The sequence below is a fragment of the Pseudomonas sp. FH1 genome (assembly GCF_000510895.2).
Classification (GTDB): domain Bacteria; phylum Pseudomonadota; class Gammaproteobacteria; order Pseudomonadales; family Pseudomonadaceae; genus Aquipseudomonas; species Aquipseudomonas azotoformans_A.
Genome location: NZ_AOHM01000088.1, coordinates 41,374 through 68,367 on the forward strand (window position 1 = coordinate 41,374; position 26,994 = coordinate 68,367).

The window sequence follows — 26,994 nt, forward strand, 5'->3', positions numbered from 1 at the left end:
TGGGTACTGCCAGGATTACTTCTTGAGGACGAGTTCGACCGGGGTTTCGATCACGCCGTCCTTGGAGTCGACTTTCTCACCCTTGACCAGCTTGAGCGCGTTCTGGATACCGAACACGGCTTGCTGGGCAGCGGCCTGGTCAGCGGTCGCGAGTACGCGGCCGTCTTGCAGCATCGGCTTGATGGCTTCGATGTTGTCGTAGCCTACGACCAGCACTTTGCCAGCCTTGCCTGCCGCACGTACGGCGGAAACAGCACCCAGGGCCATGTTGTCGTTACCGGCCAGCAGGGCCTTGAGGTCAGGGTATTCACTCAACATGGCGGAAGCGACTTTCTGGCCCTGGTCGATTTCCCAGTTGCCGGATTGGGTGGAGACGATCTTCATGCCGGCAGCGTCCATCGCATCCTTGTAGCCTGCGGTACGTTGCTGGGCGTTGGTGGTCGTCGGCACGCCTTCAATGATGCCGACCTTGTCACCCGAGGCCAGTTGCTTGGCCAGGTAGTCGCCCACCAGCTTCGAGCCTTTGCGGTTGTCCGGGCCTACGAATGGAATATCGAGGTTTTTGCTTTTGAGCACGTCCGGGTCCAGGCGGTTGTCGATGTTGACGACCTTGATACCTGCATCCGAAGCCTTCTTCAGCACGGTGACCAGCGCCTTGGAATCGGCGGGTGCGATGACGATGGCATTGACCTTGGCGAGGATCATCTGGTTGACGATATCGATCTGCGCGCTGGTATCGGTTTCGTTCTTGATCCCGTTGGTGATCATGTCGAAATCGGCGGAGTGTTCTTTCTGGTACGTCTTGGCACCGTCTTGCATGGTGACGAAGAATTCATTGGCGAGGGATTTCATGACCAGGCCGACCTTGGGTTTGGCGGCGTCATCGGCAAATGCAGAGGAGAGAGGCAGGGCAGCGGATGCGGCAGCAAGCACAGCGACAGCAAGCACAGCGACAGCAAGCACAGCGACAGCAAGAAGACGTCCGGCAAATGGCAGCTTCATGGGTTCACTCCGATCTTATGATTATTGTGAGCAACGCTTGCACCGAAGATCGCTTCGGCAGCCCTCCCACCCGGGTGGCTGATACGAGCTGTCACGACACTCAGGGAGCACGCCGTGAAACATCTCGCAAACGTTTGCGTTATTCAAACTATGAGAACCTTGTCGAGATTTGTCAACGGTTGAAAACAGCCTTTCATCCACGCCCTCCCTCGCACCTGACGATAAGGCGCCGTTAAACATCGCACGCTCCCAGTCGTTCTCTAAAACGACAGGCTATGGCGCATTATTCATGCAAAACCCAAGGGCCGGCGTTCAACTTTTTCGGACAACCGAACGCAATAAGGTCCGATGTTCGGAAAGCCGGACGCCCACCTACCCACGCCCCATCAAAATTCAAATTAAATTGTTATAAATCAATAAGTTATTTTATAGCATCGAACACAATCAGCCTGGTACAGATCCTGCTCTACCCCATCACCTCGTGGCATTCAGAACCGCCCGGGTGTTCTAGATGAACCTGCTACAGCACTCATCAAAAACCAGAGAGAAAAATAATGAAATCTGCACTGAAAAACTTTGTTCCGGGCGCGTTAGCCCTTCTGCTGCTGTTCCCCGCTGCCGCCCAGGCAAAGGAAGTTGAATCCAAGACCAAACTGTCCAACGTGGTGATCCTCGCCACCGGCGGCACCATTGCCGGCGCTGGCGCCAGTGCGGCCAACAGTGCCACCTACCAAGCGGCCAAAGTCGGTATCGAGCAATTGATTGCCGGTGTTCCTGAGCTTAGCCAGATCGCCAATGTGCGCGGCGAGCAAGTGATGCAAATTGCGTCCGAAAGCATCAACAATGAAAACCTGCTGCAACTGGGTCGCCGCGTCGCCGAACTGGCCGACAGCAAGGACGTGGACGGCATCGTGATCACCCACGGTACTGACACCCTGGAAGAAACCGCCTACTTCCTGAACCTGGTGGAAAAAACCGACAAGCCCATCGTGGTGGTCGGTTCCATGCGCCCAGGCACCGCCATGTCGGCAGACGGCATGCTTAACCTGTACAACGCCGTGGCCGTGGCAGGCAGCAAAGACGCGCGCGGCAAAGGCGTGCTGGTCACCATGAACGACGAGATCCAGTCGGGTCGCGACGTCAGCAAGATGATCAATATCAAGACCGAAGCATTCAAGAGCCCATGGGGCCCGCTGGGCATGGTGGTTGAAGGCAAATCCTACTGGTTCCGCTTGCCAGCCAAGCGCCACACCATGGATTCCGAATTCGACATCAAAAACATCAAGAGCCTGCCTGACGTTGAAATCGCCTATGGCTATGGCAACGTGAGCGACACTGCGGCCAAAGCCCTGGCCCAAGCTGGCGCGAAAGCCATCATCCATGCCGGCACCGGTAATGGCTCGGTGTCTTCCAAGGTGGTCCCTGCCCTGCAGGAACTGCGCAAGCAAGGCGTTCAGATCATCCGTTCTTCCCACGTGAATGCCGGTGGTTTCGTTCTGCGTAACGCCGAACAACCAGACGACAAGTACGACTGGGTGGCTGCACACGACCTGAACCCACAGAAAGCCCGCATCCTGGCGATGGTTGCCCTGACCAAGACCCAGGACAGCAAAGAGCTGCAACGGATGTTCTGGGAATATTGATTCCCGGTAACACCTCGGCAGGGGCGGTTCTATCCGCTCCTGCCTCTCCCCCCTCGATTAAAACTCCTTCGCCCTACACCAAATTACTCAATTTGCTGTCAGACGGACTTCTTGAAATTTAAGCAGTTGCGAAATTGCCTACAGTTAAATACTGTATGTGCGTACAGCTTATTAAGGAATACTCCGTGGCAAAGTCCTCTTCCGTAGCGCCAACCCCGCCCGATGCCTACGCACGCCTCGCCGTTCGCGTGCAAAAGATCATCAATTCGACCAATGCCCAGAAAGCCAAGGCGGCTTTGATCTTCCGTTTGCCGGACGAACCTGAAGATGAATGGGCGCGTTTGCTGGAAGAAATCGCGGAAAATGACAACGTCACCCTCGCTTATCGCGACGACGGCGGTGTGCAGATTTTCTGGGTTGTGCCGAAGGAAGATTGATTCAATGAGTGTCCGTTTTATCGCGGTGTGTTGCCTGTTTTTTGCCGTCACCGCTCACGCCCAGGCGCCCCGAACTTTCAGCGAAGCCAAGAAAGTCGCCTGGAAGCTCTACGCCCCACAATCCACCGAGTTCTATTGCGGCTGCAAGTACACCGGCAACCGGGTGGATTTGAAAGCTTGCGGCTATATTCCACGCAAAAATGCCAACCGCGCCGCACGCATTGAATGGGAACACATCGTTCCAGCGTGGCAGATCGGCCATCAACGCCAGTGCTGGCAAGAGGGAGGGCGTAAGAACTGCACACGCCATGACGACGTGTTCAAGCGCGCCGAAGCCGACTTGCACAACCTGGTGCCAAGCATTGGCGAGGTCAATGGCGACCGCAATAACTTCAGTTTTGGTTGGTTGCCGGTGCAAAGCGGGCAGTACGGCTCTTGCCTGACCCAGGTGGACTTCAAGGCCAAGAAGGTCATGCCGCGTCCGTCCATCCGGGGCATGATCGCACGCACGTATTTCTACATGAGCAAGCAGTACGGCTTGCGCCTGTCAAAACAGGACCGCCAACTGTACGAAGCCTGGAACAAGACCTACCCGGTGCAAACCTGGGAGCGTCAACGCAACCAGACCGTGGCGTGTGTGATGGGGCGCGGCAATGAGTTTGTCGGCCCGGTGAACCTGAAAGCCTGCGGTTGAATGTGGGCGGGGCGCCCGCCCACTCTGCCTTTACTGGGCGGCGTTGTGCTCAATGATTTCTGACACAGTGTCGGTTTTCTTGGCGCGAGCCATTTTCTCGTTAAGCAGGGTCTGCTTGGCCTCGGCTTCCGCCTTGGTTGCGAACGGCCCCAGCAGGACTTCGTCCTTGCCATCCACTTTCACGATATAAAAATTGAAACCATGCTCCAGCAGCCAGGCTGTGAGGTCGGTGATTGCCTGCAACTTGTGGTCCGGCGGGCCGACCCACACGTCCCATTCCTGGGCAGCAATTGCTCCGGTCTGGGGTTGGCTCTCGGTCACGGCAGGCTTGGGCTTGGGCGCCTCGACGCTTTTGCCTTCACCACAACCGGCCAATGCCAACACCGCAATTGCCATCGCTACTTTACGCACTGCCCTGCTCCTTTGAAGAGAAAGAGGCGACTTTATCATTCACTGTCTATTCTGGCCGTCATAAACGTTGGCTTAAACAATGCGAATCATGTATCGCAGACCTGTATGATGCCGCCATGGGAATTAATGTCGCCTCTATGCGTCCTAAAAGAGGCAGTCACAGGGAAGCGCTTAGCAGTAAGCTACACACATCCGACACCTGCCCTGTCTGAAACATGTGTCCTTAAAAGTAATCAAGGAGAAGTCCATGCTTATACTCACCCGCAAAGTTGGTGAAAGCATAAACATCGGTGATGACATCACGATCACCATCCTGGGCGTAAGCGGCCAGCAAGTACGAATCGGCATCAACGCACCTAAGGATGTTGCCGTGCATCGCGAGGAGATCTACCAGCGCATCCAGGCCGGCCTGACTGCTCCGGACAAAAACCAGACACCTTGAAGCGCCCTCAGTAGCCAGCCTTTTCGTTCACTGTAACGGCTGGCGAAAACTCTTTCGGACTGCTCTGATCGTTGTTGCGTGACTGACGCCGCCCATGCGTTCATCTTCATGGAAAGATGAAACTGTCATCACGCCTGGAACTTGTTGTTTCATTCACGGCCGAATCTCCTGACTGACACTCAGCCATCCGTGTGCATTCAGGAGCACGTCGATGAGGCCTACAACCGCACCACCTTTTGCCTACAAGGCCTGGGTGATCGCCCTATTGATAGGGTTGATCTTCGTGGGGCTGGCCTATGGCTTGAGATACGTAATCGAAGGTGCCAATTCCGCCGATGACCACTCCTGGCTGGACCTGGCGCTGTTGCTCAGTGGCTACCTGTTCCTGTTCTGCCTCAAACCCATCCAGAAAGCCGTGCAGCGTAGGCTGTGCCGGCAAGCCACACGCTGATGTCGCGCTGTTCGTTATCTGATCGCCGGCATTGGAAGCACCACAATACAACCGATGTGTAGGGGCCATGATCGCAGTGCATCAGCATCACACTGTCGCACGCTGTACGTGCAACAAACCGTCCGTGTCACGCCGTGCCTTTAGCTGTTCATACCCATCAATCGAAGGATGCTCGGTAAGCATGACCGTGTGATGCGTTGACGTCACGACCATCACATCCATCCCTGCCGCCTCTCCTGCGCGAATGCCGACCGTCGCATCTTCAAACACCAGGCAATCCTCTACCGGTACGCCCAGGCGTTGCGCCCCCAGCACGTAGCAGGCGGGGTTTGGCTTGCCGACGGCAACATCTTCGGCCGTGACCATCACCGCTGGCGGTGCGATGCCCGCCGCTTGCAGGCGACGCAACGCAAGCTCCCTGGGTGCCGAGGTGACCAGCGCCCATTGATCGCCCGGCAGGCTACTCAGGAACGTGACGGCCCCGGGGATCGCGACAACGCCCTCTACATCATTGATTTCTGCCTCGGTGATCCACTGCGCTTCGGCCTCAGGATCGATGCCAGGCAGTGCCTGGCGCGTGATGGTGTCGATTGCACGGGCACCGTGGATGGTCTTCAAGAACGCTGGCACATCCAAACCATGGCGCTGCGCCCAGATGCTCCACACGCGCTCCGCGGCAGCAATGGAGTTGAGCAACGTCCCATCCATATCAAACAGAAAGGCACGGTAACGGCGGTTGAACACGGCTGAACCTCGGTTGGACACTGCGTGGCTTCCTCTTGGGTGGTAACAAATGACAGGCCCGATGCAATCTACGGATCACCTCGCTGCTTGTAAACGCTAGGAGCCTGGATTGCATTACAGGTTTGTAATCAAGCTGTAAGTCTTGCCAGCACCCTCACTTCATACAGTGGAGTCGTCAGTCACCCACATCGGATGACGCCACTTCCTACTGATGAAAAGGGTCCACCCATGAAACCTGCAAGCAAACTCTGCCTGGTCGCCGCCAGCCTGCTGATGCTGGGCACCGGCACTGCCATGGCCGGCACCGTCGCGCCGGTCAAAGCCAATAACGTGGTGCTGGTACATGGCTCCTGGGCTGACGGGTCGAGCTGGTCCGAGGTGATTACCCGCCTCCAGGCCGCCGGGCTGCACGTCACTGCCGTGCAGAACCCGCTGACCTCGGTGGCCGACGATGTCGCCGCCACCAACCGTGTACTGGATCAACAAGACGGCCCTACCGTGTTGGTCGGCCATTCCTACGCCGGCACCGTGGTCAGCGACGCCGGAGCCAACCCGAAAGTCAGTTCACTGGTCTACGTGGCCGCCCGGGCTCCAGATGCCAACGAAGACTTCGTCGCGCTCTCAGCCAAGTATCCGACCATGCCGGTGCGCGCCGGTGTCGAAGATCACGACGGCTACCTCACCCTGAGCCAGGACGCCTTCCTCAAGTATTTCGCCACCGATGTGCCGCACGCGAAGGCCATGGAGCTGTACGCCGTGCAGCAACCCATCACAAAGGCCCTGTTCAGCGGCCGCACTGTCAATGCGGCCTGGCATACCAAGCCGTCTTGGTACGCGGTGTCCGCAAATGACCAGACCATCAACCCAGACCTTGAGCGCTTTCTCGCCAAGCGCATGAATGCCACCACTGTCGAGCTGCCATCGAGCCACTTGTCACTGGTGTCCCACGCCAAGGAAATCACCGACCTGATCCTCGAAGCCTCGGGCCGCCAGCCCTAAGCCTTGCATTACAAACTTGTCATCATCCTGTTGGTTGGCTGTTCGGGGCCCCTGGTTACTGTGAAGTCACTGCCATGACCTGGCCGCCAACCCTTTAAGAGAGATACCGCCATGAAACTGTTTATCCTCGGCTTTGCCGCTTTGCTCGCTACCGGTTCCGTGCTTGCAGCCGAACCCGTCATCCACGACAAAACCGGCTTTTTCGTCCATCTGGACGTCGCCAAAGTATTGTCGAGCACTGACACCTATGGCCAATGCGGCATCGTCCCCGCACGCCTCAACTACCTCGACAGCCAAGGCCGCGAACACGTGTTGGACTATCAGGTGCAGGGCATCGGTTGCGCCAGTGACAATTGATCGGGCTACACTTGCGCCACGCATTGAGACAGGGCATTTCCCATGAACATCCTCGTAGTCGAAGACGAACCCAAGGCCGGCAATTACCTGCTCAATGGCCTGCAGGAACTGGGCTATTCCGTCAGCCTCGCCCGCGACGGCGTGGACGGTTTGCATCAGGCCCTGGAAACGCCGTTCGACGTGATCGTGCTGGATGTGATGATGCCAAAAATGGACGGCTGGGAAGTGCTACGCCGCCTGCGCAAGGAAGCCGACACACCGGTACTTTTTCTGACGGCCCGCGATGACATTGCTGACCGCATCAAGGGCCTGGAACTGGGCGCCGACGATTACCTGATCAAGCCGTTTTCCTTCGCCGAACTGGTAGCACGCTTGCGCACCCTGACCCGCCGTGGCCCGAGCCGGGACGAGGAACAACTACAAATCGCCGACCTGCAGATCGACGTGCTGAAGCGTCGCGTTACCCGCGCCGGCACGCGCATTACCCTGACCAATAAAGAGTTCGCCCTGCTGCACCTGTTCGCAACACACCAGGACCAGGTGCTGTCCCGTTCGATGATCGCATCGCGGGTGTGGGACATGAATTTTGACAGCGACACCAATGTGGTAGACGTCGCCGTGCGGCGCCTGCGCTTGAAAATCGACGATCCGTTCCAGCTCAAGCTGATCCACAGCGTGCGCGGCATCGGCTACCGCTTCGATACCCAGCCATGAACAAACATCGTCATTATTCCCTGACGCTGCGTCTGGCGCTGATCTTCGCCCTGCTTGCCTTCGCCTTGCTGGCTACCCTGGGTGTGGCGCTGTACCGCGAACTAGAGCGCGAGCTGATCATGCGCGACGACGCGGCCTTGATCTACCGCATCGACCAATTGCGCAACCTGCTCAATGACAGCAATACCCTGGACCTGATCAAGACCAAGCCGGAACTGTTCCAGAACATGCTGGGCAACCGCGAATCGGTACTGAGCATCGCCGCGCCTGGGCAACAACCCTTGTTGACGGTCAATCCCGGCAATATCGATCTGCCTGCCATCCCCCCAGTGCCCAAAAATCACGAGTTGACGTTTGCTGACGTGCACCATTTCCCTAGCATTAACGGCGCACCCTTCGCGACCGTGGCCGCGTCCATCGACTCCGGCGATCTGGGCAGCCTGCAAGTCACCACCGGACGCCTGATGACCGAGCGCACCGCAGTGCTGGCCAGCTATCGTTTGAGCGTCTATGTCCTGGCGAGCATCGCTGCAATCATTCTGGCGGTGGTCGGTTATCTGCTGGTGCATCGTGGACTTGTACCGTTACGTCGCCTGGCCCGACACGCCCAAGGCATAGGCGTCGGCAATCTCGCCGAACGCCTCGACAGCCACGGCGCACCAAAAGAACTGCTACCGATGATTGATTCGTTCAACACCATGCTGGAGCGGCTGGCCAAAGGCTTTGTCCAACTGGGCCAAGTGTCTACCGACATGGCCCACGAACTGCGCACGCCCATCAACAACCTGCTGGGAGAAACCCAGGTCGCCCTGCAACAACACCGCAGCATCGAGAGCTACCAGCAGTTGCTGGCCTCCAATGTCGAAGAGCTTGAAAGACTGGCACGCATGCTCGACAACATGCTGTTCCTGGCCCGCACCGATCCGGCCAGCGCCCTGCGCCAGCGCCAGGAACTCAATGCTGCAGATGAAGTGGAGCGCATCGCCGAGTACTTCGAAGGCTTGGCGGCGGATAGGGATATCAGCATTCGCGCTGAAGGTGACGGGGTGATCTGGGCGGAGCCGATGTTATTGCGCAGGGCCCTGGCGAACCTGTGTGCCAACGCCATCAAATATGGGGCGCCGAGCACTGAGCTGGTGATACAGGCGACTCCCAATAACGACGGCATTCATCTGAGCGTCAGCAACCACGGCGAGACCATCGCTGCCGAGCATCTGCCGCGACTGTTCGAACGTTTTTACCGGGTGGATGAATCACGAGAACGGTCAGCGCAATCCAACGGGCTGGGCTTGTCGATTGTGGCGACCATCATGCAGTTGCATAACGGGCAATACAGCGTGAGCAGTGAGGCAGGGGTGACGTGTTTTGATTTGTTCTTTCCGAAACGGGAAGACTGAACAGCCGCCCCCCGGTGTTATTTTGCAAAGATTTGTCCCTTAACGCTGGACGAAAGCCACACTACTCTTGCTCCCAACGGGCTCAAGGTAGAGCCGGCAACGGTAAAAACAAGGGAGATTCGGGAATGGAACTACGATTAGGTTTACTGGAAAAGGGGCTGGCTGAAATGAACGAGAAGCTGATCACCGTTTCGAGCAAGGCAGACGCCATGGATAAGCACTTCGCTTCCAAGGCAGACCTGGCAACCACTGAACTCAATCTTATCAAGTGGTATGTGGCGACCGCATTTGCAATGACAGGCCTGGCCTGCGCCATTACCTTCGGGCTCACCCGATTGTTTGCAATGTGAGGCTCGTGGGGCAGGTCAGCTGACCTGCCCACCCACTTCCGCTACATCCACAGGTGTTTGCCACGCCGTCAGTAAAGCTGCCTGCAATCCCGTGACCATTTTACCCAGCTCCATTGAAGGCCGCTGCGATCCCGTCACCTGCTCCGGCAGAAAAGGTACATGAATGAAACCACTGCGCACTTGCGACCCGGCGAGAGCATGCTGCAATAGATAAAACACCTGGTTACACACAAAGGTCCCCGCCGTCTGCGAAACGGAGGCCGCGACTCCCGCTTCACGCACGGCCTTGACCATTGCCTTGATCGGCAGCGTCGTGAAGTAGGCAGCTGGGCCATCAACGATGACCGCCGTATCGACAGGCTGCTCGCCCAGGTTATCGGGGATACGCGCATCGTTGACATTGATCGCCACCCGCTCGATGGAGATATCGCTACGACCCGGCCCCAGCCCTGTAGCGATCACCATCGCCGGGTGCAATTCGTCGACAAGCCGGGTCAGGCACTCACCCGCAGTGGCAAATGCGCAAGGCAATTGACGGGCAACAATCTGCACACCGGCCTCCAGTTGCACGCCGTCCAATAGGCGCACGGCCTCCCAGGACGGATTAACCAAGTCTTTATCAAAGGGCTCAAAGCCCGTCAGCAATACGGTTTGCATCCTGGCCTCACATCAACAGGTAGAGCAGCACAATATTGACCACCAACATCATCAACGCCGTGGGCAGTTGCGCCTTGATCACCGCGTTCTTGTCCGGCAGCTCCAGCAACGCAGCAGGCACAATATTGAAGTTGGCGGCCATCGGCGTCATCAATGTGCCGCAGTAGCCGGAGAACATGCCAATCGCCGCCATCACCGCTGGATTCCCGCCGTAGATACCCACAAGCACCGGCACGCCGACACCGCCCGTCATCACTGGGAATGCCGCAAAACCATTACCCATGATCACCGTAAACAAAGCCATGCCCAATACATAGACCATCACTGCCACCAACTTGAAATCGAGGTTGATGTAGGTGGTGGTGACATGCGCAACAGCCGTACCGACCCCGGCCTCATTAAACAGCAAGCCGAGCATCGCCAGCATTTGCGGAAGAACCATCGCCCAGCCAAGGGCTTCAGTGAGACGGCGGGATTCGCGCAAGGCTTGCACCGGCGTATCACGGGTGAGCCAGCAGGCCAGGCCAAGTGCGATCAAGCAGCCGATACCGAGGGAAACGAAGGTGGTGTTTTTCGGATCCAGCAGTGGCACGCCGCCAATCTCGGTGTGCTTGAGCAGCACCGAGCCAATGACCGTGGTCAGTGGGATGGCGAGCGCAGGAATGAACAGCTTGTGGCCCAGGCGACCGGCACTGGCGCGAGAGGCCTTGTCATGCAACTCGACATGCTTGCCACGGCCGACTCCGCCCATGCCGGCAATCAATGCCATCACCACGACGCCAGCGCCGATGGCCACCGACGGCAGGCGTTCGCCGATCAGGAACGGAATAGCGAACAACAGCCAGAACAACGCACTGGACCAACGCTTGGGATGGCTCCGGTCCATCAGAATCATGCCCGCAGTGATCAGCAGCAGAACCCCCGCGAGCCAGTACAGGTATTGAATGGAAATGATCATTGCGCGGCCTCCACTGGCGTAGCGGCAGGCGTCATCTCACGGGTAAGCCTTCGATCAAACCGGTGCAGACGGATCGCATGAATAATAAAAGCACAGATCGCCGTAGGAATGCCCCACACCGCAATATGCAGCGGCTCCACATCAATTCCCGAGCCGAGCAGGAAAGTGTGCATCAATGCGATTGCGCCAAAAGCGACGAAAATGTCTTCACCAAAAAACAGGCCGACGTTGTCTGTCGCGGCGCACATGGCCAACACCTTGTGACGTAATTTGTCCGGCAGCTTGCCGTAGCGTTTTTCCGCCGCGCCTTCGGCCATCGGTGCGAGCAGCGGACGCACCATCTGTGGGTGCCCACCCAGGCTGGTCAACCCCATGGCGGCGGTGGATTCGCGTACAAACAGATAGATGATCAACAACCGCCCGACCGTGGCGCGCTCGAACCGTGCAATCCAGTTTTGTGCATGCAGGCGCAGCCCATGACGCTCCAGCAGGCCAATGACCGCCAGGGGTAACAACAGAATTAATTGCAAGGCACGGGTTTGAAGGAAGCCATCGCCCATGGTCGCTAGGATTTTCTCCAGCGGAAAGTGGGCAGCAAGCCCGGTGGCGATAGCGGCGGCGGTGACCACCAACAGCGGGTTGAAGCGCAAGACAAAGCCAACCACGATCACAAGTACGCCGATCAACGGCCATAAGTTCACAACAGTTTGCATGGCGTGAGGTCCTTAAGTGCGCGCTGCGGCGCCATTACAGCAGGATGTGAACAAAGGGTTCACAGCAAGAAGTGGCGTGCAGTCAGCTCGGTTTTTTATTGTTGACCCGAAAGGTCGAGCGTCAGTGGCGGCAACTTTGCTGCCTGGGGGCGGGAGGTGTCCAACAAGAAAAATTGTTGCTGCGAACCAATAAATTTTGTGGGTGATTAGGCGCGGTACACGTAACAAGATGTGGACAGACCCGAAGGGATTCGCGCATCTTAGCGCCGCCCGTTTCTCAGGGCTTTGCAGCCCTCCCGTTAACGTTGTGGATATGGAAATTCAATGAAAACCCAAAAAATCCTGATCGCTATCTCCTGCGCCGTTGCGCTGTCCATGCTGGGTGGTTGCGCCGCCAAGGTGAAAAGTAATGGCAGCGCCACCCTGGCGATCCCGGACGCCGCCAAACACAACTTGGTGGTGAGCATCAAAGGCGAAGGCCAGGTCGAGCAAAACCCGGACTGGAACCTGCTCAAGCGCGACTGGAATAACGCGCTCCAGGTAGAAGCCCGCCAGGCCGGCTTCAATGTCACCGAAAGCTCCGCAGTGGCTCCAAGCGGCAAAGACGGTGTCGGCATCAACATCAAGGTGAGCAAGTTCCGTTACATTGAGCCGGGCTCGCGCTACGTCGCGGGTGCGCTGGTAGGGAACGCCTGGGTATTTTCCCGTGCCGACTACTGTGATCTGAAATCCGGCACGCCAATTGGCTCTCGTACCTATGACACCTCGTCGTCCGCCTGGGAAGGCATTGCCTCGGCCATGACACAGAAGCAGGTGCAGGCGATTGCCAAGCAGATGATCAGCGATATCAAGAACGCCAAGGCCAAGTAAATCGCTACCGTGAGTGAATTTCTGGAATTTATCTGGAGGCTCATCAGCGCGCTGTTCAACCTGCTTGAGCTCGCGAGCGATTACACACCGCCACGGCGAAAACGCGTGTTCTCATTCGGGTTCGTGATGTTTTTGCTGTTGGTGGCGCTGGTTGAACTGGTGTTGTTGCAGATGTTTCTTGGCGAGACCGGCTGAGGCGGGGCTTCACAAATCGCAGACAACAAAAAAGGGCCCACCTTTCGGTGAGCCCTTCTAGACCGCCCAGCAGAGCGGATTTTGTTTGGTAGGCGCGATTGGACTCGAACCAACGACCCCCACCATGTCAAGGTGACCACGGAATCTATGTAAGCTACTGATATAAAAGGAATACACACCCCTTTCAGCACCTACCAAAACCAGAGTTACACCTTATAAGAATCAACAACTTAGCGTTGGATATTCCTACAGTAGTAGCCCTCTCCGGCGTCCTGCCGACGAACACCACTCCCAAAACGGATACGCCTCGACTACTGTATGCGCATACAGCATTTGAGTTGCCCCACCATGAACATCGACGAAGACACAGCGGAGTGGCTTGGCTGCCCTACGCCTCTCGAAATGTACAAGCACCAATGCGCCCTGCTGGAAGATGAGCTGACCCAGACGCAGGCCCAACTGCGCAAGGCCCGGGCAAATATTGCGGGATTGGTTCGGCTAAGCGACGACCTGACCACAGGCAAAACAGCCGCAGAGGCAGCGCTCAAGAAAGCGTTGGCCGAAGTCGGCGCGCTGAACCGGCAAAACTCCGAAATGGACAGACGCATAAATGGCCTGCTGAGTGTGGCCGAACAACGCGACCACCTGTTCAGGGAGAATCAACGCCTGCTGATGGAGGGTCGAGCCCTAGGCGGCAACGCGGCGTCCGCCCCTACGTCGCCAGCTCCTTGAGGCGATCCTCTGTCGCCTTATCGAAGATCAGGTACATCTGATCTATGGTCGCTTCGTTCAAGGCCCGCGCTGACTCAAGCCCCAGCACAAACCCTTCCGCCCTGGCGCCCGCCTTCGCCGCTACGATCATCGAGTCGGCCCGGGCGATCTGCGCCAGCAGCTTGTCCGCTTCACGGTCTATCTTTGGACTGAGGGCAATGCCTTCCATGCCGCGACTCTGCTTTGCACAAAAGGTAAGAATAGCCTACTTGGCTAAATGAAATTTTGCTGCCAACTCTACCCAAAAAAGCCGCGGGATCACCACACATGATAATATAGGCGGTTATTTGAAGCTGGCACCCACACCCAAGAATCACATTACAGAACCAAGAATTTAAACATGGAAAAGCAATATGAATGCTGAGTTGCACAAAACGGTTGAGCCATTAATGTCCGATAATAATAGGCTTCAAGTGGTAGATGGCTTGAGGGGCCTTGCCATTTTGCTTGTGATATACCAACACGGCTTCGCCACGAGCTTCAGCAAGTATTTCAAACAAGTAACAGGTCTAGACTTCCCATACATAATCGCAAACGGCTGGATGGGTGTCGGGTTCTTTTTTGTGCTTTCCGGCTTTGTGCTTGCGCTTCCATATTTTTCTGGAAATCGCTCGATGCTAACACGAGAGGACCGAAAGGAATATCTGCTGCATCGTGGCAAAAGACTCATGCCGTTATTTGTATTTATGGCTTTTGTTAGTTTAGCCTTTTACATTCACAAAGGGGACAGAGGTGCTTACAAATCATTTTTCATGACAATAACTTCAGCTAGCATGTTCACCAGAGACTATTTTTTCCCTAAGATTAACGGCCCTTTCTGGTCTTTACTCATTGAAATTTACTTCAGTGCAGCCCTGCCATTAATACTAATTTCAATATACAAGTTCGGGTTAAAAAAAACCGCGATTGCAACTATCACCATTTCGCTTTTACTTCGACTGGCCGGGGCTTATTTCGAGTTTGGAGCTATACACCAGAACCCTGTGAAAGATTTTTTTATTGCTCGATTTGACGACTTTATAGCCGGTATGGTCGTCTGCTATTTATATGTAAATGGAAAACTTCCAAAAAATACGAAGCTTTGCATAGCCTTAGGCATATCCATGATATTGATTGCTGCTTTGATGTGGGATCTTCGACTCCAGAACCAGATACCAATATTTTTGGTGGCTTTTACAAATAATCTTACAAATATTGGATTTTCTCTAACTCTAATAGCAGCTCTCCAATCTAAAGGATTCATAAAAGCATTTCTCTCAATATGGCTATTACGGATTATTGGCGCAATGTGTTTCTCCATTTACTGCTGGCATGGCTTACTCATAGGGCCGCAGCTATTAGAGAATCCACTCAAGCTGAACAATCAGCTCAGCTTTTGGATAACCTTAGCCGCATTGTCCGCATTTACCTACAGGTACATCGAGTTCCCCCAAGCAACGTCGCTTAGAAAGTTATTTCTCCTAAAGCCTAAAGCACTAAAAGTGCCAACAACCTGAGTGCAATTTTTTAGCATTTATGACAGCACTCCTCCAGCTTGGCGGTATTGTTTCAACAGATCGTCAAGCAGATGCTCGCGCTGCCCATATCCAGCAGCTGGCAAGCTGGCCCAGATATTCCTGCACTTCGAAATAGCAGTCTCAATACGACCGGCCACTACGTCAGGCAGCGCACGGGATTCGCGAATGTGCTGGATGGCCAAAAGGTCCTGGCTAATCGGGCTGAAGTCCGGAAGCTTGAGAAACGCCTTGTAATAAGGCCAGTCCTTCAGCATCTGCTGGTACCGGCCAGAAGCATTCGACCTCAAGCCTTTGCTGTTGATGACCTTCGACGCTCGCCCCTTGGCGAACGGGTGGTCGGTGAAGTCATTGAACACCTCCGGCTTGCCGTCGATTCCGGTGACGATCACGTCATAGCCATCAATGGCAGTGGCGCGTGACGTGCTGGTCCCCTCTGCCCAAGCGAGCATATCAAGATACGCCAATACGTTGCGGCCACCGGCAAGCAATTCAGAAATTCGGGACATTACTTTTCTCCAGACAAAAAAAGCCGACTCATCAGCCGGCGCGGGGAGGGTCTGCAGCAACTTCTGCTGGGTGATCGGCATGGCGCCCTACTTCAAAAGAATTCGTCGTATAACTGGGCCATAGTTCCGTCATAGTGAAAAGTATTTCGTCGTGCGATAGTTAGTTGGTCGCCAGTCAAGTAGACACCATAGACTTTTCCATCAAGCTCAACCATGGACAGGTCACTGGCATTTTTGCCTTCGGTGCCAGGATCTGCATCAAGTAGGTAGCTACCTGCCGGGTTTGGCCCGTTGCTGGTGAAATAGCTGAAAGTAAAACAGTTGTCTGAGGATTTTGCCGGGCGCGTTACGAACTTTCCGGACACTGACTTCAAAAACGTCAGCAGGAATGCATTGCGATCAGGCACCCAGTGGATGCTCGGGCAGCCTACGTATTCCCCCGGCGCACCGAGGCGGCCGCCCCTGTAAACCCAATTCACAAGATCTGACGATTCTGCAAAGTAAATAGCTGGCCCTTGGTCATTGGATATCTCAACGATAGCGCGCCACTTGGTCCCGTACTTTGTAATGTCCAAATTATAGAATTTGAACGGAGAGTTCACCAATAGCGCGTCAATTGGTGCTGATGGCGTGAAGGTAGCGGGGTCAAGCGTGGACTTAATGATTTTGTTGTTATACGACGCCCAGTTCGTATTGCCGAAAACATGGATGACATGCGCATCGTCAACCACTACAGTTCCCATGCCGCCCGCCCATGGGTGTGATGCAAGCAATTGATCTGTAAAGAAATCCCGGATTTCGAGCGTGTGCGCAAATGTCGAAAACCAGTCTCGCCTGAATGCTGCCTCTAGTAGCCTCCCTTGGTGAACGAACAGTGAACACTCAAGCCTGCTGTCAAGTTTTGTTTTGCGCAATGCGCTTATTGTACTCATGAATTAATCCTTATATATCAACGACATGGATGTTAATCGGCGATGAATATGAGTCATTGGCAGCGTGCAAAACTGTTACGCGCTCGCCTAAATTTGTTACTAAAAATCTCATCAGTTTGTATTGCAGCAAAATTTGCAACAAATCACTGATTGGTAGAAAATGAAGCATATTACTAAAGAGAATATAAACTGTGCCTATACCTAGATTCATGGCTGCATTGGCATTTATCTGCGTCTCCGCTCACGCCCAGACATCAAATTCAAGCAACCCACCGCTGGTTGATTTTTCATTACAGAGCGGAAGTTACAAAATATCTGAAGCTGCGCTAGGGGGTGGAAGCTATGTTGTTGAGGTTCACTTGGTGAAAAATGGCGATGGATACGATCTCTTTCATCAGTGCGAAATAAACAAGGTTTGCCTGATAAAAGATGCGCAGATCAGTACATCACCGAAGAAGTCATCACCACCAATAATGAAGGAGTCCTGCAGATTTCCTTACTTCTTTACTTATAAACAAACGTATTATTTAACTTGCGGAAAATCAGAAGGTTCTGACGACATGTATCTGTACTCGTCAAAGGATCAAAAGAATTGGATTCCGGCAAATGGAGGCGAGCCGATTGTTAGGCAATCCCCCGGTACAAACTGGGGGCATATCTGGAATGTAGCAATTTTACCTGTCGGCAACAGATGGCACATGCTTGCAGAAACTTCGATATCTTTGGATAGAATGGATATCGCATATAGCTATGTTGATTTTGGTGAAAAAATAGACTTCACGCCAAATCAATCAGGAGTTGTCATACAGAATGGTGGCAACCCCGAGCTAATCATGAAAGAAGGAAGAATGATTGCTTTGCATGGTCTTTATCATGATAGAAGTTCAGAAGATGCCTGGTATATAACCATGAGCATTGCCTCACCTGAAAACCCTCTCAAGTGGACTACGCGCCGCGACAAGCTTTTAATCGAACAAAAAGGAATTCATATAGCAGATCCAACTTACATAGAGTTTAATGGCAAGGGCATACTCGGAATTAGCTATAACCAAAATAGAGTGCTTATGCTAGAGGGCCCACCAATAGAGCCTTAATGCAAGTTATTTAGTGGCCAGTATCTAATCTGGAGCTACTGGCCAAGTTATATTAAGCGGGTATCCGGGCGCGCTTGATACCCGGTTAACTGCTATTCTGTATTGCTTCCAGCGATTTAGCCTTTCAATATCATCGTGGAGGGCCAGATCCAGGTCAATTGCATCCTGCAAAGGGGCAATTCTAAGCGCAGCAACTGCTAATAGCTCATCACGTTTGAGGTCGGCCGAGGCTTTCGCTTGCTCTTCAGTAGGCGGCAGCGCAACAGGCTCTGGTGGTGGTCCGTCGGCTGTAGCTATATAACGTTCAAATCCTTTAATAACATCTTCTGGAGAGTCTATCGACCTGCAGCCAGCGCCGTCTAATCTTATTGCCCAACTCATAAGCCATCCTCCCAGCCAAAAACTTGCGTAAAATTGGTCGATGTTTGTTGTGCGACGTACACGTTCCCAGACTCGAGAATCATGGAAATAAATCCAGTATTTGTTGTGCCTGTACCAGACTGACCAACTACTAATGGCGGCGGATTGGTTGCAGAGTTTGAAGCGCCAAAAGAGTTATTTGGCGCGACTAACAACGTGCCTGTGCCTGTGCCAGTAGTGGCGACAATGCCGATTTTACTGGCGCCAGGGGGAACCAGGGCCGCCACCGACACTGGAACGTAGGTAGGCGTATTGATAGCCCCCTGAATGCCACTGGCAACCAAAGGAAGCGCCGAGAGATTTGAGCCTACAGCTACTTTGTACTGCGAGTAACGTCCAGACTTACTGAAAGAGAGTGGGTATTTGTTCGCCGTAGCGTCCGTCCTCACCCAGGCCACTCGAGCCGCATGCGTATAGCCGGGCGGTAGCGTTGGCGCTGTGGCGCTCAACGACAGAAGTCCGGCGATGGTTGCTCCATTCCAGATTACCCAGACGCTGTACCAGGTCGAGGCCGTTTGTGAGCCTGCCGCGCCAACGTCCAGACCGTTAGCGCCCGCAGCAGCAAAGGAAGGCGCGATGGCGACCGCACGAAGCGTCGCGTAGGCATTGGCGGCATTTTCGACTACGAGCTCGTCAGCGGACGCGGTAACGACTGCGCTAGTGCCCGTCGTCGAAACCTTCAAGTTCTTCGCTGCCCCTACAACTCCCACCAAATTGTTTGTCGCGGTAGGCAATTGATCTAGGAGCACCCAGTCTGTGCCGTCGTAGACCACATCGCCGACTTGATCGGCGAAAAATACCGCAGCCACCTTGGCGCCGGCTGCATTGTACTGCTTCAGCCCTTTCGCCCCTTTCGCAGAGGCGTTCAATGTCGGATTGGCGCCACTATCTATGTGAAACTTGACGCTGAACCGCTGGTTCACCGCGTATGCAGAAATTGCGGGGCTCGGGGTCAGTGTTAGCGCGGTCGCGCTGCCGCCAGTAGCAAAGGCAGTGGCCTTCTGCGCCTGAGCCAATTTGTAAATGGATTGGAGCAATTGATCCTGGGTGCCTTTAACCGGGGTTACGCCGGCGGCGGCGAGAAGGCTGATGAGTTCTTCCTGAACATCGTTCATGAAGTCGTCAGTGACAACCGTGGCCGGGGTGCCGGCGACCGGGTCGCCCTCGGTGAACCTGCTCTCGGCCGTCGCCCCTGGCCCGTCAATTCTGTGCATGCGTTAATCTCCGTAGGCGAAGAGCGCAATGGTGTGCGCGGGCTTCAATTGATTTATTTTGCATTCGAGGGTGTCGTTGCCCCAGGTGCGCAGACGCTCACCCACTGCGGACTGACCGACACGAAAACTTGTTACGGTGACCGCCGGTGCTTTTATCCGCCAGGTAAATACCCAGGCGCCGTTGGTGAGTGCGTCACCTACGCTGGAGAGCCCGACCCGGAACGGCCGGAATTGCTCGATGGTTACGACGTAGCCGAGAGACGCCGCCAACTCGACGAAGTAAGCAGCTGATTGACCGCCAGTGCTTGAGAGCTTTGCCAATAGGACGTTCTTCCGGCCCTGCAGCGTTTCCTCCAATACACCAGAGCATTTGTCGGGCAGGCCGGCGACTCGCTCCCAATCGACCAGTAGCTCGCTGGAGCTGGATGGAATCGCCTCCAAGGGCAGCGCTTCGCCACGGGCATCTACTCGCGCCAGTTCAATCGACATCCCATCAAGTAGGCTGTGGAGCGTGGTGCCGGCTTCGCGAGGGAAGGCCTGGCCAGGAGGCAGCAGCGTTTTCAGCTGCTCCAGGTAGTCGGCAGCTGTCGGCATTACGCCTCCTTAAAAGCTGGAGAAGATTATGTTGCCAGGTACCGCCATGTGCCCGGTGGCATGAACCACATCTGCCGTAGGTGACGTGATCTGGTTGTCGGCTTCGCCGGCGGCAATGGATACAGCCTCGCGCAATCGGCTGATCAACGTCGGACTCCCGGGCTTAGAGTCGCGGACGATCAGATCTTCAACCTCGGCCAGCACGGCAGCTTGGACGGCGGCGGTGTTTGGCGAAAGCTTGACGGCAAGGTTCAGGGGATCAGGTACGGGGGCTGCGACAAATACCTCGGCGGTTACAGGGGCGCGCTCGCTGATGTAAGCCTGCACCTCTGCGACCTTTGCAGCATCAGGAATGATGTCGTCCTCTCCATCACAGACGAAGAGCACAGTGACGGTGCCAGCGCCCATCTGGAGCGGATACACCCACACCCGCGTTACTCCAGGCACCTCCAGTGCCCACAGCTCGTAATCCGTTGCTGCCCCGCCGTGTGGCGGCTGGCGGATTCGCTTCAGAAGCCGGTTGAGCAGTTGCGGGTCGGTTTCAACATCGAGCCCTCCGTCAATGTCCGTGGCCGCTGAACCAGTCGACTGCACCCCGGCCACTGGCGATACCAGAAAAAGCGGAGTACCCGCCGGTGCGTCGCCGTCTGCACCTGCCTCTACCGCGACAATGGTCGGTTGAAGCGAAGTCCCAGTGAACTCCCCGTCAACCAGCACCCGATACTGCACGCCGTCCTGTCGTTGCAGAATAGTTCCGGCCGGAAGTGTCGAGCCGACCGCACCCGCCAGCAGTGCACCTCCCGTGGAGTAGTCCGCGGCCTTGCGGAAAATTTTCCAGATCGCTGCCCAGCGCTCCAAGTATTCCTTCTCGGCGGTGTCAATGATCGCCTGCCTGGCGGCCCACTCGAGAAAGCCGTAGAGCATGTGTACCGCGCCGGCCTCAGACCGGGCCAGAATCCCGAGCAATGAACGGCGTAACACAGCGCTCTGAACGCCCGTCACGCGCCCGCTAATGTCAGTTGTAACCCGGTCGATGAGCTCCGGTAACGTGGGTCGAACAAATGGCATCAGGCAGCCCTCTTGCCGGCCTGCGCCGACCATTCATAGTTGTATCGGTAGCGAACGGCCGGGCCGGTCGGGCGATAGATGTCGATAACGAGCAGCATCACGCCGCGCGAGTGATATGAAGCGGCGACCTCGATTGTCGTGGCCACCACGTCATCAATCATCCAGGCCAAGGCGTCACGGCAATACTGCTCAGCTCGGCTCAGCGTTTGGGGCAGTTCTTTCTCCCTGGCCAATAGCCAGAGCAGCGAACCCGTCTGGTCAGTCGCCGAGAGATTTGTGAGATCACCCCAGTAACCGCGTAAATCGTCCTGCTCATATTCGGGAGGGATCTGCTCAGCACTGGCGCGACGATCGGTGAATAGACTGATGATCACGGCAGTTTCAAGGCCGTCATCGCGTTCAAGGTCAAAACCAAACAGCACCAGGTCCCCGCCGAACTCGGTCATTACCATTGCGGCGTCAGCCATTAAATGGGCTCTCCCGTGTTTGCGGATCCGACCAACACCCCGTTATGTTGGTGGGTGCTGCCGATGTTCTTGCCGTTGTTTGTGACGGTACCGGTGGAATCAATATTCCCCTGGATTTTTACGTTACCGACCATCTCAATCTCTCCGATCATCTTGATGGTCGGGGCCTCCACCTCTGCATGCTGAACAGCCGTGACCTTGACCATTTCGCGCAGCAGCTCAACTTTGTTGCCAAGGTCGTCGTACATCGCGACTTCACCAGCCTTCAAGGTGATGCGATAGCGCCGATCATCAACTGCGAGAACAATCCCCTGCTCGCGGTTGCCGCCAATGAAGGCCACCGCCACATCTCCACCTGTTGCGTGGCTGGTGAAGCCGTAGTTCTGCATGTGTTCGATATCGTCTCGCAGCTCGTCCTTGAGCAACTCCACCTGCAACTGCTGCCGTCCATTCGTATCCGTGACCCTGTGCACAACTCCACGGGCAAACATCATCATCACGCGATTGCTTAGATCGCGAAGTGGGTTACCCATCTTTTTTGTCCTCTTCCCCGATGGCTTCCGCCCAGATATTCCGACCGCCCTTTTTCCCTGCCTTGCTTTTCTTCGAATCAGGAGGCTCCGGCGAAAAGGCTTGCGGGCTGACGATATCGAGCTTGGTAGTGGTACCGCCCTCCCCGCGCTCGTAGGTGGCCTGCCGAATAATCATTTGCCCGTCCATGCGCAACCATGGCGACCTGACCTGTACCAGCATTCCTGGCTCCCAGATTGGCCCGCCCGGGCTTTGCCGCCAGCCCTGGACGGTTATGGAAGCGGAAGCTGATTTTCCCAGCCGGCTGTTGGCCTCCCAGGTAGCTCGCTCTTGGGCGCTGCCGTTCGATCCGCCGGACTCAGCGACGATCAGCATCGGTCGATAACGCCTGATTCCGCTGTCGCTCGCACCGCCCTCGACGTGCGCCTCAGTGCTTCCATCGCTGTTTGGGTTGTATCCGGCCTGGCCTTTAACCAGGTAATTGCGGAACCTCTGGCTGTGATCAATGCTGCCGGTGGCGCTGAGGATGTTTTCACCCTGAACCAGCCCGACGGCGGCCCGCTTGTTACCCGCCCGGGTGATCAGTAGGCCGCCGGCGCCATCCGTCGTCAGCAATAGGCGTCTCTGCTTGGCGTAACGCTCAATTGCTTCGAACGCTGTTTCGCCCTGCTGCAGCTTGCAGACCGTGAATGGAGTGCCCACCGGGACATCAGCCGAAACGCCGACGCCGAATGGCTGGGCCAAGACCTGGGCGAAGCGCAGCAGATCAATGTTCTTCCACTCGTCCGGCGTGTGCACGGCACTACAGTCGATCAGGTCCGATGTCCGGTCGCGCCCTTGGATATTGATGGTGTGGTCATTCGCACTGAACGAAGGCTTGAAGATGTCGACATAGCCAACCACCATCTTTATTCCGCCGAGACGGACCTCGCACTTATCGCCAGGGAGAATGGGCCAGGGCTCAACTTGAGCGCTTCTGCCCTCCTGCCCTTCCCAGCGCTCCGTAAGGGTCACAGTGAACGCGCCAGAGGAAGCATCAACCGCGCGCGTTACTCCAACCTGGGTCCATCCCGCGTAATTCATGCCGTTGACCAGCAGTTCAAGGTCATCCATTTGCAAGAACCTCAAGCTGTTGGCCGCCGATCAGGAAGCCTGGGCGGCGCGGGTCGTTGCGCAGCACGATGTCCTCGGCCCTGCTGGCGTCACCGTAGAGCTGATATGCAACAACGAGAGACGGCAGCGTCTGCCTGGGCGAGAATGTCGCAAGCCTCGGCAAGTCCTGCTCAGGATCCGGAACGGCCTGAACCACGGCGGTCCTTAAATCGGTAACCGCGACATATACCAGGTCGTTACTGGTCGACTCGCTCTCCCCATCCAACCTGTCGGAAAGCTCAGTGCGCACCGCAATGGCCGCCTCGTAGCTATCGTATTTAGTCGGTTCGGAGGTTGTTTTCGTACCGCCATTGGAAACGTCCTCAGTTGCCTGCGTGACCACTGCTGCGACAGCTGCCTCAGAAATTGCGGCCTGACGAACGAGCGCTGAAACGGCGCTGGTGTTCCTCACGACCTGCTGACGGCTCGGCGTAGCAGAAGAGGATGCATCGTCGGAGCTTGGGAAATACTGGCTGTAAAGACTCATCAGCATTCCGAAGGCGCTGCCGCCGAAGGCTGACCGGATGCTGCTGATAGCGTCAACGACCTGGCCAGCGAACTCCAGCGGGGCTTGGATCAGATTGAACGCATCAGAGCCGATGCCTTTGACCTTGTCGTAGTAGTCGGATACTGCCTGTATGTCGCTTGAAACGATGAACTCAGGCGAGCTCAAAAAATCGCTCAACCCTTTTATCTGCGTAGTGGCCGCCTCGGCCACGAAAGACGGGTAACCCTTGGTGAGGAAGTCGGCAACGAAGTTTTCCTTGCTGGCCTCGGTGACCTCGCCCGCCTTTGCGCTGATCGCATTGACGCTGTCGACCTTGGCAGATGGGTAAGACGCCTCGCCCGCCTCGAGAAAAGTCATCGAGATCGTGCATTTACCGCCCTCGTCCGAGGATTCGCTGACGGTTAGCCCCCGGCAGACTACAGTCAGCTCACCCCTGTACGGGTGAACCAACACACCAGGGCCCGCTTGCTCGCAGACCTTGATCAGCTCTTCACGGGCGACGTCGTATTCTTTGCCCAGCAGGTAGCCGGTGATACCGAACTCCCGCGACTTACGGCCAAGGTCTTCTGTGTAGGGAATATCGCGCTGGGCCGCCTCGTGTACCGCCTGGCGCCGGCCGTGACTGCTGTCTGCCGTAGCCACAAAAAAGCCCACGCCGCGAAAGGTCGCGGCGCGGTAGTTGTCTCGCCAAGCCATAGGGAACTCCGGTTACGGGGCCATCATCGAGTAACCGATGTCGGTATCGAATGTCGCTCCCTGGCTGCCCTCGGTTTTCACCTTGGACCCTGCTGGAACGTTGTTCAGGTCGACCTGCACCCTTACTGCTTGCTCCGGCGGCGCCAACTGCTGAACAGCATCCCGCCCGATCTGCGCTGCGCGCCGGCCCAAATCAGTATCGGCACCACCGGTGGCAGCCGACGGCGATCCACCCTCAGCGCCGCCGCTGACCCCGGCACCATCAATGCCAAGCAACTTCTTAGCCCAGTCGGGCAATCCGTTCTTGATGGCGGCAACAGCCTCGGTGATCTTGCTGCCGAGGATTGCGCCCAGGTCCCAGCCTGTCAGGTACTTAATCAGACCGTTGAAGCCTTCCATCATCAAAGTGATGGGGTTGTATTCCTTCCACAGCTTCCAGATACCGTTGATTATTCCGTCACTGAAGGCCGCTTTGACACCCGCCCACTTGTCCTCGAAGAACCCGACGATGTTGTCCCAGTTCTTGTAGATGACGTAGGCCGCGGCGCCAATTGCCACGATCGCCGCCAGGAACCAGCCGACTGGCGTGAGAGTGATAGCCAACCCGAGCCCCTTCAGGGCCAGCGCAAGGTTCAGAACCGCCATCAGGAAGCCGCCACCGATGTACAAGCCCAGTGCCGTGAATATCAGGTTGGCCGTGCCGAAGGTGTCGGAAAGCGAACCGAATATCTCGATCACCGGCTGAACACCGTCGTATAGGTCACCAAGGAAGCCGGTGACTCGTTCGATGTTGCCAGGCAGGTTTTCGGCGAAAGCCGTGGCGAATGCTTCAATCTGGGGACGGTACTTGACGATCGTCTCAATCAACCGCTTGCCCAGCATGTTCAATTGCGGTACCAGGGAGCTTCCGATGCTATTGCTGACACCGCCGAGTGCCGCATGGATCGTGTCAAGCGTATCTCCGAAATCCTCGCCTTCACGAACCGCGCTGTCAGAAATGACGACGCCGAGGCGGCGCGCCTCGTCTGACATTTCCTTCAGGCCCGCACTGCCACCGCGAATCAACGGCAGAAGCTCTGTAGCGCTCTTGCCGAAGATCTTCACGGCGGCCTGAGCCTGCAGGGACGGGTCTTTAATCTTCGAGATTCGATCAACAAAAGTGTCGAACAAAGCATCGGAGCTTTTCAGCTTCCCGGACGAGTCCTTGATGTTGATACCCAGGCCTTTGAACATTTGCGAAAGCTCTTTCGAGCCAGCCGTAGCAGCGCCGATGTTGATCTGCATTTTCTGCAAGGCGCCGCCCAGGGTCTCGGCGGAAGACCCGCTGAGCTTCGCTGCAAAGCTGAGCTCCTGGAATCGCTCGCGGCTGATGCCGGTACGCTCGGCAGTGTCACCAATTGCGCCGGTTGCATCAGCGAAGCCCTGGAAAAACATGTTCAGCGCAGCGCCTGTGATGCCCAGCGTGGCCCCTAGCCCCAGCAGCTTCCGGGTGCTTGAAGCAACCGCGTTCCCCACACCACCTATCGCACCACCAACGTTCTTCAGGCTGTTCGCAAAAATCGGCAGACCGGTACGATCAAGCGCACCGGCAATGCCAGCGCTCGCCGCTTTGACCTTGCCGAAGATCCCACGCAACGGCGCGGTGATCTTGTCCACGGCCGCGATGATGACGTTTAGGGAGTATCCTTTGTCTGCCATCCAACCCACTCCTCGGTGCGCTCAAGCCACCAATTCAGCTCGTCGAAATCCATTTCCATGACTTCCGACGGCTGAACACTCATAACTTTGACGACGACGGTTACGCCTCCTTCCCACCCCCGAGGTGCTTCAGCAAAAAATCCCGGGCTTCGCCGATGACGGCGGCTTGATCGTCCTCGCTCAGCTCGTCGAGCAACGCAGGGGGGTGGCCAACCATCTTGGCCCCGAGGTCAATCAGCGTGGCGAAGTCCATGTCCGCGCCGCCGTTGCCCTTGCCATCCGAAGTGATACGCAACGCATGGCCGCGCAGGTATTTAAGCTTGCGGGTCACGGTCAGCTCAGTGAACGTGTCCTTGCCGAACGTGATTTGCTCGGCGAGTTGAATCGTCTTTTCCTTGGCCATTACGAGATTTCCTCGGCAGAGATGCCTTCGAAGCGGCAAGCGATGTTGCCTTCTTCGGTGTTGCCGGTGCCCTCGCCTGCGTACCAGGCCTCACTCAAGGTGATGACCTTGCCGTTGGCGAGCTCCAGCGTGATGGTTGCGTCATCGAGCGTGACCAGGTCTTCAAGACTCAGCTCGTTGCGATCGGTGATCTCACCCTCAATAAATGGAATCTGAGGGGTTTCCTTGTAGCCGTGGACAACGTCGGAGCCCACCACACCTTCGCGCTTGGGCTTGCCGAGGTTGTAAGTGAAAGCGCCCTTGGCGAAGTAAATGTCGCCGTTGACCTTCAAGGCGATAAGTCCGCCAATACGGTTTTTTCCTGCCATGTTCTTTCTCCTGGCAATCGC

The 26,994-nt window shown here is 56.0% G+C and carries 35 protein-coding genes and 1 tRNA gene; 15 read left to right on the forward strand and 21 right to left on the reverse strand.

All coding sequences use genetic code 11. The features are described 5' to 3' along the window. Positions 1-15: 15 nt before the first annotated feature. Complete coding sequence (locus tag H096_RS23435; RefSeq protein ID WP_033901725.1) at positions 16-1,002, reverse strand: sugar ABC transporter substrate-binding protein; 987 nt, start codon at positions 1,000-1,002, stop codon at positions 16-18. A gap of 554 nt (positions 1,003-1,556) precedes the next feature. Between H096_RS23435 and H096_RS23440 the strand changes: the two genes are divergently transcribed. The 3 genes from H096_RS23440 (at position 1,557) to H096_RS23450 (ending at position 3,776) form a co-directional block, all read left to right on the forward strand. Beyond that, a complete protein-coding gene (locus H096_RS23440) occupies positions 1,557-2,645 on the forward strand; it encodes an asparaginase (RefSeq protein ID WP_033901727.1) in 1,089 nt (362 codons plus the stop codon). A gap of 185 nt (positions 2,646-2,830) precedes the next feature. Beyond that, positions 2,831-3,082: a DUF1654 domain-containing protein gene (locus H096_RS23445; protein WP_033901728.1), complete on the forward strand. Its 252-nt coding sequence runs from the start codon at positions 2,831-2,833 to the stop codon at positions 3,080-3,082. A 4-nt stretch (positions 3,083-3,086) separates the two neighbouring features. Continuing rightward, positions 3,087-3,776, forward strand: a complete 690-nt coding sequence (locus H096_RS23450) for an endonuclease I family protein (protein WP_033901729.1) — start codon at positions 3,087-3,089, stop codon at positions 3,774-3,776. 30 nt (positions 3,777-3,806) lie between these two features. Here H096_RS23450 and H096_RS23455 read toward each other — a convergent pair whose 3' ends face one another. After that, positions 3,807-4,172 carry a hypothetical protein gene (locus H096_RS23455; RefSeq protein ID WP_033901730.1) on the reverse strand — a complete coding sequence of 122 codons (366 nt, stop codon included), beginning with the start codon at positions 4,170-4,172 and terminating at the stop codon, positions 3,807-3,809. 262 nt (positions 4,173-4,434) lie between these two features. On the opposite strand from H096_RS23455, the gene csrA reads away from it, so the two are divergent. Then, complete coding sequence (gene csrA / locus H096_RS23460) at positions 4,435-4,629, forward strand: carbon storage regulator CsrA (RefSeq protein WP_003192511.1); 195 nt, start codon at positions 4,435-4,437, stop codon at positions 4,627-4,629. 211 nt (positions 4,630-4,840) lie between these two features. Next, positions 4,841-5,080, forward strand: a complete 240-nt coding sequence (locus tag H096_RS23465; RefSeq protein WP_033901731.1) for a hypothetical protein — start codon at positions 4,841-4,843, stop codon at positions 5,078-5,080. Between the two features lie 87 nt (positions 5,081-5,167). Here the strand turns inward: H096_RS23465 and H096_RS23470 are convergent, their stop codons facing one another. Beyond that, complete coding sequence (locus H096_RS23470) at positions 5,168-5,845, reverse strand: HAD family hydrolase (protein ID WP_033901732.1); 678 nt, start codon at positions 5,843-5,845, stop codon at positions 5,168-5,170. Positions 5,846-6,052: 207 nt separating this feature from the next. Between H096_RS23470 and H096_RS23475 the strand changes: the two genes are divergently transcribed. The 5 genes from H096_RS23475 (at position 6,053) to H096_RS23495 (ending at position 9,641) form a co-directional block, all read left to right on the forward strand. Then, positions 6,053-6,823 (forward strand): alpha/beta hydrolase, encoded by a 771-nt coding sequence (locus H096_RS23475; RefSeq protein ID WP_033901734.1) that lies wholly within the window; start codon positions 6,053-6,055, stop codon positions 6,821-6,823. Between the two features lie 111 nt (positions 6,824-6,934). Further along, positions 6,935-7,180 carry a DUF2790 domain-containing protein gene (locus H096_RS23480; protein WP_033901735.1) on the forward strand — a complete coding sequence of 82 codons (246 nt, stop codon included), beginning with the start codon at positions 6,935-6,937 and terminating at the stop codon, positions 7,178-7,180. Positions 7,181-7,222: 42 nt separating this feature from the next. After that, positions 7,223-7,894, forward strand: a complete 672-nt coding sequence (locus H096_RS23485) for a heavy metal response regulator transcription factor (protein ID WP_033901736.1) — start codon at positions 7,223-7,225, stop codon at positions 7,892-7,894. Further along, the gene (locus H096_RS23490; protein ID WP_033901737.1) at positions 7,891-9,291 is read left to right on the forward strand and encodes a heavy metal sensor histidine kinase; all 1,401 of its coding nucleotides are present in this window, start codon (positions 7,891-7,893) and stop codon (positions 9,289-9,291) included. The genes H096_RS23485 and H096_RS23490 overlap by 4 nt, the downstream gene beginning before the upstream one ends. A 125-nt stretch (positions 9,292-9,416) precedes the next feature. After that, entirely contained in the window at positions 9,417-9,641 is a 225-nt protein-coding gene (locus tag H096_RS23495) for a hypothetical protein (protein WP_033901738.1), read from the forward strand. A 15-nt stretch (positions 9,642-9,656) separates the two neighbouring features. On the opposite strand, the gene pcp is transcribed toward H096_RS23495, so the two are convergent. Genes pcp through H096_RS23510 form a run of 3 tightly spaced genes read right to left on the reverse strand, consistent with a single transcriptional unit; the run spans position 9,657 to position 11,969 of the window. Then, entirely contained in the window at positions 9,657-10,298 is a 642-nt protein-coding gene (pcp, locus tag H096_RS23500) for a pyroglutamyl-peptidase I (protein ID WP_033901739.1), read from the reverse strand. Between the two features lie 7 nt (positions 10,299-10,305). Continuing rightward, on the reverse strand, positions 10,306-11,256 hold the full coding sequence (locus H096_RS23505) for a DUF979 domain-containing protein (RefSeq protein WP_033901740.1): 951 nt from the start codon (positions 11,254-11,256) through the stop codon (positions 10,306-10,308). Then, entirely contained in the window at positions 11,253-11,969 is a 717-nt protein-coding gene (locus tag H096_RS23510; RefSeq protein ID WP_033901741.1) for a DUF969 domain-containing protein, read from the reverse strand. Before H096_RS23510 ends, H096_RS23505 begins: the two co-directional genes overlap by 4 nt. 324 nt (positions 11,970-12,293) lie before the next feature. Between H096_RS23510 and H096_RS23515 the strand changes: the two genes are divergently transcribed. Together H096_RS23515 and H096_RS23520 are read left to right on the forward strand one after the other, a co-directional pair. Continuing rightward, the gene (locus H096_RS23515) at positions 12,294-12,839 is read left to right on the forward strand and encodes a DUF4410 domain-containing protein (RefSeq protein ID WP_033901742.1); all 546 of its coding nucleotides are present in this window, start codon (positions 12,294-12,296) and stop codon (positions 12,837-12,839) included. Between the two features lie 9 nt (positions 12,840-12,848). Beyond that, positions 12,849-13,034 (forward strand): hypothetical protein, encoded by a 186-nt coding sequence (locus H096_RS23520; RefSeq protein WP_033901743.1) that lies wholly within the window; start codon positions 12,849-12,851, stop codon positions 13,032-13,034. An 86-nt stretch (positions 13,035-13,120) separates the two neighbouring features. Here H096_RS23520 and H096_RS23525 read toward each other — a convergent pair. After that, positions 13,121-13,215, reverse strand: a tRNA-OTHER gene (locus H096_RS23525). A gap of 167 nt (positions 13,216-13,382) precedes the next feature. Here H096_RS23525 and H096_RS23530 point away from each other — a divergent pair. Next, positions 13,383-13,766: a hypothetical protein gene (locus H096_RS23530; protein ID WP_033901744.1), complete on the forward strand. Its 384-nt coding sequence runs from the start codon at positions 13,383-13,385 to the stop codon at positions 13,764-13,766. Here the strand turns inward: H096_RS23530 and H096_RS23535 are convergent. After that, on the reverse strand, positions 13,747-13,974 hold the full coding sequence (locus H096_RS23535) for a hypothetical protein (protein WP_033901745.1): 228 nt from the start codon (positions 13,972-13,974) through the stop codon (positions 13,747-13,749). The two genes, H096_RS23530 and H096_RS23535, sit on opposite strands and share 20 nt — an antisense overlap. Positions 13,975-14,158: 184 nt before the next feature. Between H096_RS23535 and H096_RS23540 the strand changes: the two genes are divergently transcribed. Further along, positions 14,159-15,301: an acyltransferase gene (locus H096_RS23540; protein WP_033901746.1), complete on the forward strand. Its 1,143-nt coding sequence runs from the start codon at positions 14,159-14,161 to the stop codon at positions 15,299-15,301. A 17-nt stretch (positions 15,302-15,318) separates the two neighbouring features. On the opposite strand, the gene H096_RS23545 is transcribed toward H096_RS23540, so the two are convergent. Then, a complete protein-coding gene (locus H096_RS23545; RefSeq protein ID WP_033901827.1) occupies positions 15,319-15,828 on the reverse strand; it encodes a glycoside hydrolase family 104 protein in 510 nt (169 codons plus the stop codon). A gap of 92 nt (positions 15,829-15,920) precedes the next feature. Then, the gene (locus H096_RS23550; protein WP_033901747.1) at positions 15,921-16,760 is read right to left on the reverse strand and encodes a hypothetical protein; all 840 of its coding nucleotides are present in this window, start codon (positions 16,758-16,760) and stop codon (positions 15,921-15,923) included. A 209-nt stretch (positions 16,761-16,969) separates the two neighbouring features. On the opposite strand from H096_RS23550, the gene H096_RS34015 reads away from it, so the two are divergent. Then, positions 16,970-17,854: a hypothetical protein gene (locus tag H096_RS34015; protein ID WP_156717519.1), complete on the forward strand. Its 885-nt coding sequence runs from the start codon at positions 16,970-16,972 to the stop codon at positions 17,852-17,854. Positions 17,855-17,878: 24 nt separating this feature from the next. Here H096_RS34015 and H096_RS33545 read toward each other — a convergent pair whose 3' ends face one another. The 11 genes from H096_RS33545 to H096_RS23605 all read right to left on the reverse strand — a co-directional run bounded on the left by H096_RS33545 (position 17,879) and on the right by H096_RS23605 (position 26,973). Then, positions 17,879-18,235 carry a tail fiber assembly protein gene (locus H096_RS33545; protein ID WP_033901749.1) on the reverse strand — a complete coding sequence of 119 codons (357 nt, stop codon included), beginning with the start codon at positions 18,233-18,235 and terminating at the stop codon, positions 17,879-17,881. Next, a complete protein-coding gene (locus tag H096_RS23560; protein ID WP_051422156.1) occupies positions 18,232-19,488 on the reverse strand; it encodes a hypothetical protein in 1,257 nt (418 codons plus the stop codon). Before H096_RS23560 ends, H096_RS33545 begins: the two co-directional genes overlap by 4 nt. A 3-nt stretch (positions 19,489-19,491) precedes the next feature. Then, positions 19,492-20,082 (reverse strand): putative phage tail protein, encoded by a 591-nt coding sequence (locus H096_RS23565; protein ID WP_033901750.1) that lies wholly within the window; start codon positions 20,080-20,082, stop codon positions 19,492-19,494. A gap of 9 nt (positions 20,083-20,091) precedes the next feature. After that, positions 20,092-21,150: a baseplate J/gp47 family protein gene (locus tag H096_RS23570; RefSeq protein WP_033901751.1), complete on the reverse strand. Its 1,059-nt coding sequence runs from the start codon at positions 21,148-21,150 to the stop codon at positions 20,092-20,094. Further along, entirely contained in the window at positions 21,150-21,617 is a 468-nt protein-coding gene (locus H096_RS23575; RefSeq protein ID WP_033901752.1) for a phage GP46 family protein, read from the reverse strand. Before H096_RS23575 ends, H096_RS23570 begins: the two co-directional genes overlap by 1 nt. Beyond that, entirely contained in the window at positions 21,617-22,150 is a 534-nt protein-coding gene (locus H096_RS23580) for a phage baseplate assembly protein V (protein WP_051422158.1), read from the reverse strand. Before H096_RS23580 ends, H096_RS23575 begins: the two co-directional genes overlap by 1 nt. Further along, on the reverse strand, positions 22,143-23,261 hold the full coding sequence (locus H096_RS23585) for a phage baseplate assembly protein (protein WP_051422160.1): 1,119 nt from the start codon (positions 23,259-23,261) through the stop codon (positions 22,143-22,145). The genes H096_RS23580 and H096_RS23585 overlap by 8 nt, the downstream gene beginning before the upstream one ends. Beyond that, a complete protein-coding gene (locus H096_RS23590; protein WP_033901753.1) occupies positions 23,254-24,504 on the reverse strand; it encodes a DNA circularization N-terminal domain-containing protein in 1,251 nt (416 codons plus the stop codon). The genes H096_RS23585 and H096_RS23590 overlap by 8 nt, the downstream gene beginning before the upstream one ends. A gap of 12 nt (positions 24,505-24,516) precedes the next feature. After that, positions 24,517-26,202 (reverse strand): phage tail tape measure protein, encoded by a 1,686-nt coding sequence (locus H096_RS23595; RefSeq protein WP_033901754.1) that lies wholly within the window; start codon positions 26,200-26,202, stop codon positions 24,517-24,519. Between the two features lie 100 nt (positions 26,203-26,302). After that, the gene (locus H096_RS23600) at positions 26,303-26,605 is read right to left on the reverse strand and encodes a hypothetical protein (protein WP_025858882.1); all 303 of its coding nucleotides are present in this window, start codon (positions 26,603-26,605) and stop codon (positions 26,303-26,305) included. Further along, complete coding sequence (locus tag H096_RS23605) at positions 26,605-26,973, reverse strand: phage tail tube protein (protein ID WP_033901755.1); 369 nt, start codon at positions 26,971-26,973, stop codon at positions 26,605-26,607. The genes H096_RS23600 and H096_RS23605 overlap by 1 nt, the downstream gene beginning before the upstream one ends. Positions 26,974-26,994 lie beyond the last annotated feature (21 nt).